Here is a 12336-nt window from a genome sequence, read left to right as displayed (position 1 = left end):
ATCGTAAATCTTTTCTTAAACGAGAGGGAAAGTCCGCAGTTCCGGGCTTTTCACGCACTATTGCCCCGAACATTTTGCCGTCTGTCATCTTAACGCCGCGATCGCTGTGCAATGCTGTTTTCGACCACTTGCCCTTGATAAGGCTTGGTTATTCCTTTTTGCCTATAATCGGCAGCCAACTTCTGAATTTGCGTGGCGGGCATGCCAGCCGCCCGCTTGCCCGGTGTTTTTATGATGAATATCGCTGAACTGCGGCATAACCGGTATTTGCGGGTTTTATTCGTACCCTTCCGCATGCGTGCGCTGGTTCGCGGCAGCGAAATTGGCCTCGTTATCGCCGGTGCCGCGATAGGTATCATTTCAGGGCTGATGGTTGCCGCCATAGGCAGTATTTCGCAATGGATGCACCAGGCGATCTTCGCGCTTGAGCCCGGCGAAAAACTCAGTTCGGCTGCATCGCTGCAACCGAGCGCCTATATTGCACCGCTCGCCGGCGGCATCCTGATGGGGATCGTGATCTGGGTTCTTGCGCGATGGCGCAAGCGGCCCATCGTGGACCCGATCGAAGCAAATGCGCTCCATGGGGGGCGTCTGTCGCTCACGGACAGCTTTATCCTTGTCGGGCAGAACCTGATTGCCAACGGCTTCGGTGCATCGGTCGGACTGGAAGCAGCCTATACGCAGCTTGCGAGCGGTTTCGCCTCCCGCATCGGTCGGGCGCTCAAGCTTCGCCGCGCGGATCTGCGGACTTTGGTCGGCTGCGGCGCCGCGGCTGCCATCGCCAGCGCCTTCAATGCACCTTTGACCGGGGCATTTTACGCATTCGAACTTATCATCGGCGTCTATTCGATTGCCACGCTGACGCCGGTCGTCGTGGCGGCGATCATCGGCGCTCTGGTGACGCAGGCAATTGGCGGCGCGCCCTTTATCATCGATATCGGCCAGATCGACGACATCACGCCACGTGATTACGTTCCTGCGCTTGTACTCGGCTTCTTCTCGGCAGGCATTGCCATCCTCATCATGCGCGGCGTGACCTTTGTGGAAAAAGTCGCCCGGCGCAGCGTGGTGCCCAATGTGATGGCCCCGGCGATCGGCGGCGCCATCGTTGGAATGATCGCCTTCCTTTCACCGCAGGTTCTGGCCTCCGGCCACGGAGCGCTCCACCTCGACCTGAATGCAAACATCACCATTCCCGCACTCCTGCTCCTGATCTTTGCCAAATCGCTCGCTTCTGCCGTCTCCATCGGGTCCGGCTTTCGCGGTGGCCTGTTCTTCGCATCGCTGTTTCTCGGTGCGCTGACAGGCAAGCTGTTTGCTGCCGTGGCCGGCGCAGTATTGCCAGCCGGTCTGGCACTCGCACCCGAAGTCTATGCCGTCATCGGCATGAGCTCGCTTGCCGTCGCAGTCGTGGGCGGCCCTATGACCATGACCTTCCTGGCACTGGAGCTTACCGGCGATTTTCCGATTTCCATGCTCGTGCTCGGTGCTGTCGTCTCGTCCTCGCTGATGGTGCGAAAGACCTTCGGTTACTCCTTCGCCACATGGCGCTTCCATCTGCGTGGAGAGGCCATCCGGTCCGCCCATGATATCGGCTGGATACGGGACCTGACCGTCAACCGGATGATGCGCCATGACGTGCGGACCGTGCTGATCGATACCGATATCGAAACATTCCGCCACGATTTCCCGCTCGGATCGACCCAACGGGTGATCGCGGTGGATGCCAAGGGACGGTATGTCGGCATGATCCCGGTTCCGGAAGTTTACGCCGACAGCTTCGATACATCCGATGGCGAACATAGCATCCGCGAGCTTCTCAAATATCAGGATGAATTCCTGCTGCCTCAGATGAACGCCAAGGAAGCTGTCGTCCGCTTCGACCGGGCAGAAAGTGAAGCTCTGGCCGTGGTGAACAACGCACAGGAGCGCAAGGTGCTCAGCCTCCTCAGTGAAGCGCACACCTTGCGCCGCTATAGCGAAGAACTGGACCGGCGCCGTCGGGAAGTGTCCGGTGAGGTCTGAACGGGATGAAAACAGAAGCGGGATGGAATTCGGCCCCTGGACCGAATGCGCCGCATGGATGCTTCACCCTCTCGCCGGAAAGGCTCCAATTTGACGGCTTCGCCATAAAGGTGTAGCTCAACCCGGTGTTCCGGCTGCTGCCGGTGCTCACTCCTCCCAATAAGAAGGCTATAATCATGGCGGCCCCGTCCCTCATCATTTTCGATTGCGATGGCGTTTTGGTAGATTCTGAAATCATCGCCGCGGAAGTCGAGTCCACACTTCTCACCGAAGCCGGTTATCAGATTGCCGCCGATGAGATGGCCGAACGTTTTGCCGGTCTGACGTGGCAGGATATTCTTCTGACTGTGGAGCGCGAGGCCGGGATTCCGCTTTCAGCGTCGCTTCTCGACAAGTCCGAAAAGATTCTGGACGAAAAGCTCAAGAATGAAGTTCAGGCCGTTGAAGATATCGTTGAAGTGGTATCGGCATTAAAGCTGCCGAAATGCATCTGCTCCAATTCGACCAGTCATCGGCTGGAAAGCATGTTGCAGCGTGTCGGTCTTTACGAGCTTTTTGCGCCCAATATCTTTTCAGCGAAGGAAGTAGGCACCAAAAAGACCAAGCCCGCGCCAGACGTGTTTCTTTATGCAGCCAAGCAATTCGGTGTCGATCCGAAGGACGTCATCGTGATTGAAGATTCCGCGCATGGCATTCAGGGCGCACGCGCCGCTGGCATGCGTGTGATCGGCTTTACGGGCGGCGCTCACACCTATCCGGGACATGCCGACAAGCTGACCGATGCGGGGGCGGAAACCGTCATCCATCGCCACAAGGACCTGCCCAGTGTCATCGAAGCCCTGTCCGTCTGGACCGATGCCTGAATGCGATAGTCCGACGCCTGGCTTCCGTCAGGCGGCGGTTTGCTTGTTGCGTCCCTTGGGCGGGGCATTGAGAATTGCCAGAAGCTCTTCGGCTTCACTTTCAGAGAGGCCGATCAGCAAGCGGGTTCCCATAATGACGGGCTCGCCGGAGGACGTATCGAAGATCGCCCAGGTGTCCGTCGGTTCAAGAATGCGTTCATATTTCTGTTTCATGAGAACACACTAGCCGAAACCTGTTGCCATTCATTTCACGCAGGCAGTTGCATTTAATTAGAATTTTATCGGTCTGCCTTTATCCACAGCATCGGTTCAGTCAGGCTTTTTCCTGAAGAGCTTTGCCGCGCTTCCGTCTGGCTTTGCGCAAACCGCCCATCAGAAGCGCAGCCGCATCGCCCGCTGGCATAGGCTTGCCGTAAAACCAGCCTTGCGCAGTCATCGGCGTGGTCATTTTGCGAAAATAATCGGCCTGGACTTCCGTTTCGATGCCTTCAATCACGATGCCAAGATTGTGCTGCCGCGCCATCGATATGATCTCTGGAACGATCGACACCATGTCCCCATCCGCACAGACGGTGCGCGTGAAGGCCTTATCTATCTTGATCGCATCGATATGCAGCTCGCCAAGATAGGAAAGACTCGAATAGCCCGTTCCAAAATCATCAATGTAGATCTTGTGCCCCTGTTCACGCAGCTGCCTGATACCCTCCGACGCTTTCGAGAAATCCACCGCCGTTCGTTCGGTCAATTCAAGACCGATCTGACGGGGATCGACACCCGCGCCAGCCAATTTCCCCTGGATATTTTTCTGAAACGCGGCCGCCTGAACATCGCTTGCGGTGATATTGATATTGATCTGGATATTCCGGTTAAGGCGCAACAAATCCCCCATATCGTCCATAACCCGATCCACGACATAGGCGGTCACCCGTCCTGTCATGCCCTTTTCCTCCGCCTCGGCGATAAATACGTCAGGCGGAATCATATCACCGGTATGCAGTTGCCAGCGGAGCAAGGCTTCAAAGCCGGTGAGCTCGGCATTCTCTACATTGACCACCGGCTGATAGACCACCTCCAGCTGGCGGGCATTGAGCGCCTGGTTGAGCATGGAAGCCAAAGGGCGTTCGCGATTGTGGTAGGCGAACCAGCCAAGGCCAAGGGTCGCCCCCGCGAGCAGTCCCAGACTTGTCGCCATGAAGGATTTCCATTGGGCGGAATTGCTGGAATTATCCAACTGCGCCTTGAGAGCGACGCAGATACCCACTTCATCGTCGCAACGATATTCCTTAATTGCGTCGCTGAGCACCTCGTATTCGCCGCGGTGATTCTTGAAATCCGGGACTGGAAAATCACCTGCCTGATAATCATAGAGGCGCGCGAAGTGCTTACGTTCGGCATCGCGCATATAGACGGCAAAGCTGTACTGCCGTGACTGCAGCAGGTCGAATGCAGCCGAACTCAAAATCACATTCGCCTCGCCCCTGCCTATCACGAAGCCCCGGCTGCCCGGTGTAATCAGCGATCTTTCGCCGTACACATAGGTGCCGTCCCGCAAATTGATATCGGCAGGCGAACGCTTTGGCTGCTCGCTGACATCGCCGAGAAGCGTCGAGCAGATCAGGCGATCATCACGGAGCCGACCTATATCCTTGATATGATAGGCAGAAAAAACCAGCTTGCGCTGATAGGCAATATCTTGCGGAGAACACATTTCATAGGGCGAGAGATTGGCTGCTTCGATTGTTTCACGGGCAGAAACAGCCAGTCGATTTGCATGCATAAGCAATGAAGACATGTGGGAATTCATGTGCCGCTCTTCATCGACTATGCGAAATCTGTTTCCCATCCACTGGCCGAGAGCCGCACCGAGAAACAGCAACAGAAGCAAAATAAGCGGAACAGGCTTTAATAATTCACTGCGATCAAATCGCATATGACCCTCGCCCCTAAATAATCGTGGCGTAGCTGGTGAGTTATCACTTCTACCCGTCTAAGACGTGGTGATCCATGACGTCAGAAAACCATAGCATGAAACAAACATTGATATGAATACATGTGAAACTGTCATTAATGCTATATTAAAACTGAATACATCGCCATATCGGCAATAGTTAAGTGTTTTCTAATTAAATCTGCGGGCTTTTGGCAGCAATATGAAAAAGCCTATAAATATCAGATTAAACGGTGCGCCAAAATACAAACCGGCGCACCGTTTTCAGTGCTTTACTTCGTGTTGTATGGACCCTCGTCGAAACCGACGAAAATCTGGATATTCTTCTGATCCGCCATCGGTACGGTGATCGCCTTGTCGTTGAACACGAACTGCGTCGCGGTATCCGCGTTCGCTACCGTAACCGCCTGCTTGTGCAGTTTGGAATAGATGACCTGATCGCCCTGACGGACGGCAACACGGATCGGCATGGTGATGGTGCCGCTCTTATATTTTGGCCCGGGAACAACCTTGCCCGCCGCCGCGACGTCAATCGTCATGGTCCCGGCGCCATACTGGCAGGCGCGGGTCGTATCGGTCAGCGCCGCCTGATAGATCACCCGTGCCGGGTCCTTATCGCCGCCCTTTTCATATGTGCTGAAGAAGGCTGTGCCGTCGCGCAGCGTGACCGAGGGACAGAAGGCGCGCAGCTCGGATTCCTTGACACGCTGATCGCCGGAAGCAGCGGACGCGGTCATCGAGGAGCTTGAAGCTCCGTCGGCGGCCTTATCAGTGCCACTGGTCGTGCAGCCTGCGAGGGCTGCGAGCAAAACCGTTGCAAAGACTGGAAACAACGATGAACGATTCTGTGGTGCTGTTTGCATAAAGCGGGCTTCCCTGCACTGATCAACCTGTCTTCTACATCACGCATGCGTGTAGCGCGATGACGTTTTCCCGTTTTTTGCTCCGGAGAGCAACCCCCATCCCCGTCAACATGCTTTAAAACCTTGCGGCTTTTTTAGGGAGGCTCTATTGCATTACGCGGCTCAAAACCGCGCCGATCCGAAATGAAGGCCAAGAAATGAAATATGTAAGCACGCGTGGGGAAGCGCCGGTCCTGGGGTTCAGCGATGCATTGCTCGCCGGTCTAGCCCGGGATGGCGGTCTCTATCTGCCGCAGGATTATCCCCAGTTTTCGCCAGAACAAATCCGCGATCTGCGCGGAAAATCCTATGTGGATATTGCGCTGGCGGTGCTCACTCCCTTTGTCGACGGCGAAATCCCGCATTCGGATTTCCGTCGCATGGTGCATGAAGCCTATGGATCTTTCCGGCATGATGCGGTCTGCCCGCTGGTTCAGACCGGGGCCAATGAATTCGTGCTCGAACTTTTCCATGGCCCGACGCTCGCCTTCAAGGATGTCGCCATGCAGCTTCTGGCCCGCATGATGGACTATGTCCTGGCGCAGCGCGGCGAGCGGGCCACCATTGTCGGGGCCACATCCGGGGATACGGGCGGCGCGGCTATCGAGGCCTTCGGCGGACGCGACAATACGGACATCTTCATTCTGTTCCCGAACGGCCGCGTATCGCCGGTGCAGCAGCGCCAGATGACGTCGTCCGGTTTTTCCAACGTTCATGCCCTTTCCATCGAAGGCAATTTCGACGATTGCCAGAACCTTGTGAAAGGCATGTTCAACGACCTTCAGTTCCGTGATGCGCTGTCGCTTTCGGGTGTGAACTCGATCAACTGGGCGCGCATCATGCCGCAGGTCGTTTATTATTTTACGGCGGCTCTGAGCCTCGGCGCACCGGACCGCTCCGTATCCTTCACCGTGCCGACGGGCAATTTCGGCGATATTTTCGCGGGCTATGTCGCCAAGCGCATGGGATTGCCCATCGACCGGCTGATCATCGCCACCAATGATAATGACATTCTCTCGCGTACTCTCGAAACCGGCGCCTATGAAATGCGCGGTGTCGCACAGACCACCTCGCCTTCAATGGATATCCAGATTTCCTCGAATTTTGAGCGCCTGCTGTTTGAAGCGCACGGACGCGATGCAGCAGCTCTGCGCGGTCTGATGGCTGGGCTCAAGCAGTCCGGTGGTTTTTCGATCTCTGAGAAGCCGCTGTCGGCGATCCGCAGCGAGTTCTCCGCCGGGCGCTCGACTGTCGATGAAACTGCGGAGACAATCAAATCCGTGCTTGAAGCGGACGGCTATCTGCTCGATCCACACTCGGCAATCGGTGTGAAGGTGGCTCGCGAAAGCCAGTCCAGTGAAGCGCCGATGGTTGTTCTTGCAACAGCGCATCCGGCCAAATTCCCCGATGCCGTCAAGGCTGCCAGCGGCGTCGAACCGCAGCTCCCTGCATGGCTTTCGGACTTGATGCAACGAAAAGAAAGCTTCACAGTTCTTCACAACGACCTGAAAATCGTGGAAGAATACGTTCGCCGCCATTCGAGAGCTTAAAAAGACCGGCTCCGAGACGAGAACCAGAGCGGGAATGCAGGGAGCAGTTTGCTTATGGGTGTTGAAGTAACGCGTCTTTCCAACGGATTGACGATAGCCACCGATACGATGTCCCACGTGGAAAGCGTGGCGCTTGGAATCTGGGTCAAGGCCGGGGCACGAAACGAAGCTGCCGACAGACATGGCATTGCTCATCTTCTTGAGCATATGGCGTTCAAGGGAACCGAGAACCGCACAGCCTGGCAAATTGCATCGGATATCGAAAATGTCGGCGGCGAGATCAACGCCGCCACCAGCGTCGAGACCACTTCCTATTATGCGCGCGTTCTGCGCAATGACGTGCCGCTGGCCATCGACATTCTGTCCGATATCCTGACCGCCTCCAAATTCGATGAAGCTGAGCTGGAGCGCGAAAAGCAGGTCATCATGCAGGAGATCGGCGCGGCGCACGACACGCCCGACGATATCGTCTTCGACCGCTTCACCGAAACAGCCTATCGTCATCAGCCAATCGGACGCGCCATTCTCGGCGAGCCTGAGACGGTCATGTCTTTCACCTCCGATGACCTTCGCCAATATATGGACGAACAGTACAGCGCCGACCGCATGGTGGTGACCGCTGCTGGTGGCGTCGATCACGATGCATTCGTCAGGGAAGTTGAAAAACGTCTTGGCGGTTTTCGCGCCCACAATACGGCTCCCACGCTCGACCTCGCTCATTATGTCGGCGGCGATTTCCGTGAAAATCGCGAGCTGATGGATGCTCAGGTTCTGATCGGTTTCGAAGGACGCGCCTACCACGTGCGTGATTTCTATGCATCGCAGCTTCTTTCCATGGTCTTGGGCGGGGGCATGTCCTCACGCCTCTTCCAGGAAGTACGCGAGAAACGTGGGCTCTGCTATTCCGTCTATGCCTTCCATTGGGGCTTCTCGGATACAGGACTGTTTGGAATTCACGCTGCAACGGGCCGCGACGAACTGGTCGAACTCGTCCCGGTTCTGATCGATGAACTGCACAAGGCCGCCGACTCCATCAGCCTGGAAGAAGTGGACCGCGCCCGCGCGCAATATCGTGCGAGCCTTCTCATGTCTCAGGAAAGTGCTGCAAGCCGTGCCGGACAGGTCGCACGCCAGTTCCTGCTCTATGGTCGTCCCGTCGAAAACAGTGAACTGATGGACCGTCTCTCGCTGATTACACCTCAAAGGCTGACCGATCTGGCCGGACGGTTGTTCCTCGACAGCAAGCCCACCATCGCCGGCGTGGGTCCAGTTGGACGACTGATGAGCTTCGATGGGTTGTCGGACGCACTGTCGACCAGCGCACATGCGAGGAAAATCGCTGTTTAAGGGAATATGTGAGTAGGGGAATAGGGGAGTATGTGACATTGAGCATTTTGTTTTTCCTACTCCCTTATTCCCTTACCCCCTTACTCCCCTAACCCGTCATGATCGGCCTGCCCTTCCGTAGAAGCAATCCGACCGTCCTGCGTGGACAGCGCATTTATCTGCGCGAGCCGATGATGAGCGATTTCGCCAGTTGGGCCAGCCTGCGGGAACAAAGCCGTGCCTTTCTCACGCCGTGGGAGCCGACCTGGCCGGACGACGACCTGACAAAGAGCGCATTCCGCCATCGCATGCGTCGCTTTCAGGATGAAATAGCCGCCGGAACCGGCTATCCATTTTTTGTCTTTCGCAATGGTGACAACACGCTCGTCGGCGGCATAACGCTCGGAAATATCCGGCGCGGTGTCGGGCAGAACGGCATGATCGGCTATTGGAGCGGCGCGCCCCATGCCGGCAAAGGCTACATGACCGAAGCCCTGTCGCTGGTTATCCCCTTCGCATTCGACCAACTCCGGTTGCACCGGATTGAAGCAGCCTGTATCCCTCATAATGTGCGCTCGATACGGCTTCTCGAAAAAGCCGGATTTGAGAGAGAAGGACTGTTGCGTTCCTATCTCAAGATAAATGGCTTCTGGCAGGATCACCTGCTTTTTGCCCTTATAGAAAGCGACAAACGTATGACGGATAGCCGCATGATCAATGGCAAGGTTGGACGCTCGTGACGGGTTTTGCGGATAAGTGGCTTTTTGCCGGTGTGCGGTTTCTCGTACTCATGGTTGTTCTGGCCGTTTCGGTCATCCAGGCATCGGCCATCGAACCGATCAAGATTTCCAAGGAAGATACCGCCCTCGACCTTTCCCGCGCTGTCGAGCTTCTGCGCAACAAAGGCGAAAGCGTGCAGGTATCGACGGCCCCCGGTCCTGACGGCATCGTCCGCCGCATCGAAGTGCAGGCCGATCAAAACAGCAAGGCATCCGGCGACTGGGCCGCTTTTTCGATCGCAAATCCAACCGACGAACAGATCGACCGCCTGATTGTTGCTCCTCATTTCCGTCTCGTCGGCTCCGGCGTCATCTGGCCCGATCTTGGTTCTCCACGCATTGCATCCATCACGCCGAGCGAAGGCTTTGCGCTCGACCGCCAGCCCAGCGCCGATGCGGACGTTTTCCGCATCACGCTCAATCCGGGCAGCGTCATAACCTTCGTAGCAGAACTGTCCTCGCACAATCTGCCCCAGCTCTATCTCTGGGAGCCGGAAGCCTACAAGGACGCGGTTAATTCCTACACGCTCTATCGCGGTATCCTCCTTGGCATTTCAGGCCTGCTGGCTCTGTTCCTGACCATCCTTTTCGTCGTCAAGGGCACTTCCCTGTTCCCAGCCACCGCCGCGCTTGCATGGGCCGTTCTGGCCTATATCTGCGTCGATTTCGGTTTCTGGAACAAGCTGATGGAGATAACGCCGGGCAATGAGCAGATCTGGCGCGCGGGCACCGAAGTGGCGCTTGCCGCCTCTCTCGTTATTTTCCTGTTCACCTATCTCAATCTCAACCGCTGGCACGACCATTTCAGCTATGGCGCCGTGACCTGGGTATTGGGCCTTCTGGCCCTTGCGGGGGTTGCCGTTTTCGATCCGCCAGTGGCTTCCGGTATTGCGCGCATCTCGCTGGCGCTGACCGTTCTGTCCGGCGTCGCCATCATCGGTTATCTCGCGGTCAAGGGATATGATCGCGCCGTCATGCTGATACCGGCCTGGCTTCTCACTCTCATATGGTTGCTGGGCGCCTGGATGACGGTTTCGGGCAGGCTCGATAATGATATCGTCCAGCCTGCGCTCGGCGGCGGTCTTGTCCTGATCGTTCTTCTGATCGGCTTTACCGTCATGCAGCATGCCTTTGCTGGCGGAGCACTGCAGCAGGGCCTTCTGTCGGATATGGAGCGGCAGGCTCTCGCCGTCATTGGTGCGGGAGACATCGTATGGGATTGGGACGTGCCGCGCGACCGCGTGGTGACCACGCCGGACATCGCCAATTATCTTGGCAATACGGCCAACAGCCTGCAAGGCCCGGTGCGCAACTGGCTTCCCGCCATGCACGCCGACGACCGCGACCGCTTCCGCTCCACGCTTGATGCCATTCTGGAAAACCGGCGCGGACGCATCGGCCAGATTTTTCGGCTGCGTGCCAATGATGGCCATTATCACTGGTATGCACTCCGCGCGCGCCCGGTCATCGGTTCGGATGGCGAAGTGGTGCGTTGCGTTGGAACACTCGTCAATGTGACGGAGCAGAAAAAGGCGGAAGAACGCCTGTTGCACGATGCCGTGCACGACAATCTGACCGGCCTCCCGAACCGGGAATTGTTCCTCGATCGTCTCAGCAACGTCATGAATATGGCGCGCGGGGAAAGCAACCTGCATCCGACCGTCTTCATTATCGACATAGACCGGTTCAAGCAGGTCAATGACAGCCTGGGCATGTCGGCGGGGGACACTATCCTCCTGACGATCTCGCGCCGTCTGGCACGCCTTATGAAACCGCAGGATACACTCTCGCGCCTCTCGTCCGACCAGTTCGGCCTGCTGCTTGCCTCTGAAAGCGACCCGGGGCGCATCGCATCCTTCGCCGAAGCTCTGCGTCAAGCCGTGCGCGCGCCGATTGCCTATGCAAAGCGCGAAATCGTTCTGACGTCATCCGTGGGCCTGATCACCTGGACGAAAACGGCGACAACTGCGGAAGACTTCGTGAAGGACGCCGAGCTTGCCATGTATCAGGCAAAGCGTTTCGGCGGTGACCGCATCGAGCCATTCCGTCCGGCATTCAGAGCCATCGGCAGCGACAAGCTGCAGCTTGAATCCGATCTGCGACGCGCACTTGAACGCGACGAAATCAGCCTTGTCTACCAGCCCATCGTGAAGCTTGACGAGGGCACGATTGCCGGTTTTGAAGCACTCATGCGTTGGGAGCATCCACGTCGCGGCGCGATTTCGCCTTCGGAGTTTATTCCAATTGCGGAAAACTCCGGCCTGATCATCCAGCTTGGCCTGTTCGCGATGCAACGGGCCGCGGAAGATCTGTTTGCATGGCAGGAGCAATTCCCGAAGCTCGACCTTTTCGTTTCGGTCAACCTGTCCTCGACGCAACTCATCCGCCAGGACCTCATCAATGATGTCCGCTCGGTGCTTTCCCGCATCCATCTCAATCCGGGCAGCCTCAAGCTTGAACTGACGGAATCCGTCCTCATGGAAAATCCGGAACAGTCCACCCATGTCCTGGCTCGCCTGAAGGCGATGGGCATCGGCTTGTCGCTCGATGATTTTGGAACCGGTTATTCCTCACTCGCCTATCTGACGCGCTTCCCGTTCGATATCATCAAGATCGACCGGTCCTTCGTGAAAGGGGACCAGCCGCAAAAAGCCACGCTGCTACGCTCGATTGTGAGCATGGCGCACGATCTCGGGCTCGCCGTGGTAACGGAAGGCGTGGAGAGCGAAAGCGACGCGCTTCAGCTTCGCCAGATGGGTTGCGAATATGTGCAGAGCTTCATGTTCGGTCAGCCCACCAGCCGCGACGAGGCAACTCGCATGATCCGCGAACAACTGGATGCCGCAGCGGCTTGATTAGGGCAGTAGGGCAGTAGGGCAGAGAAGGATATGTGCGTTGCGGTCGTCCGCAAGCAAAACATATTCCCCTACTCCCTACTCCCCT

Annotated in this window: 9 protein-coding genes; 6 read left to right on the top strand and 3 right to left on the bottom strand. The window is 56.9% G+C overall.

All coding sequences use genetic code 11. The annotated features are described in order from the left end of the window. The first annotated feature begins 234 nt into the window (after nt 1-234). Both JNC63_RS08600 and JNC63_RS08595 read left to right on the top strand, forming a co-directional pair. Nucleotides 235-2025 carry a chloride channel protein gene (locus JNC63_RS08600; RefSeq protein WP_374846238.1) on the top strand — a complete coding sequence of 597 codons (1791 nt, stop codon included), beginning with the start codon at nt 235-237 and terminating at the stop codon, nt 2023-2025. A 176-nt stretch (nt 2026-2201) separates the two neighbouring features. Then, nucleotides 2202-2888 (top strand): HAD family hydrolase, encoded by a 687-nt coding sequence (locus JNC63_RS08595; protein WP_006470700.1) that lies wholly within the window; start codon nt 2202-2204, stop codon nt 2886-2888. Nucleotides 2889-2915: 27 nt separating this feature from the next. On the opposite strand, the gene JNC63_RS08590 is transcribed toward JNC63_RS08595, so the two are convergent. The 3 genes from JNC63_RS08590 to JNC63_RS08580 form a co-directional block, all read right to left on the bottom strand. Then, nucleotides 2916-3101, bottom strand: coding sequence for a hypothetical protein (locus JNC63_RS08590; protein ID WP_006466249.1), 186 nt, complete (start codon nt 3099-3101; stop codon nt 2916-2918). A gap of 100 nt (nt 3102-3201) precedes the next feature. Further along, nucleotides 3202-4818 carry an EAL domain-containing protein gene (locus JNC63_RS08585; protein WP_006470699.1) on the bottom strand — a complete coding sequence of 539 codons (1617 nt, stop codon included), beginning with the start codon at nt 4816-4818 and terminating at the stop codon, nt 3202-3204. 290 nt (nt 4819-5108) lie between these two features. Further along, a complete protein-coding gene (locus tag JNC63_RS08580) occupies nt 5109-5699 on the bottom strand; it encodes a hypothetical protein (protein ID WP_022567762.1) in 591 nt (196 codons plus the stop codon). A gap of 197 nt (nt 5700-5896) precedes the next feature. Between JNC63_RS08580 and thrC the strand changes: the two genes are divergently transcribed. The 4 genes from thrC to pdeA all read left to right on the top strand — a co-directional run bounded on the left by thrC (nt 5897) and on the right by pdeA (nt 12248). After that, nucleotides 5897-7288, top strand: a complete 1392-nt coding sequence (gene thrC, locus JNC63_RS08575) for a threonine synthase (RefSeq protein ID WP_022569817.1) — start codon at nt 5897-5899, stop codon at nt 7286-7288. 54 nt (nt 7289-7342) lie between these two features. Beyond that, nucleotides 7343-8635: a M16 family metallopeptidase gene (locus JNC63_RS08570; protein WP_006470696.1), complete on the top strand. Its 1293-nt coding sequence runs from the start codon at nt 7343-7345 to the stop codon at nt 8633-8635. Nucleotides 8636-8733: 98 nt separating this feature from the next. Then, nucleotides 8734-9354, top strand: coding sequence for a GNAT family N-acetyltransferase (locus JNC63_RS08565; protein WP_006466245.1), 621 nt, complete (start codon nt 8734-8736; stop codon nt 9352-9354). A gap of 50 nt (nt 9355-9404) precedes the next feature. Then, nucleotides 9405-12248: a phosphodiesterase PdeA gene (pdeA, locus tag JNC63_RS08560; RefSeq protein ID WP_085982942.1), complete on the top strand. Its 2844-nt coding sequence runs from the start codon at nt 9405-9407 to the stop codon at nt 12246-12248. Nucleotides 12249-12336: the final 88 nt, after the last annotated feature.

Source organism: Brucella ciceri, from assembly GCF_041930145.1.
Taxonomy (GTDB): domain Bacteria; phylum Pseudomonadota; class Alphaproteobacteria; order Rhizobiales; family Rhizobiaceae; genus Brucella; species Brucella intermedia.
Note: the sequence above shows the minus strand (reverse complement) of the source record. Positions and strands in the feature narration are given on the sequence as shown.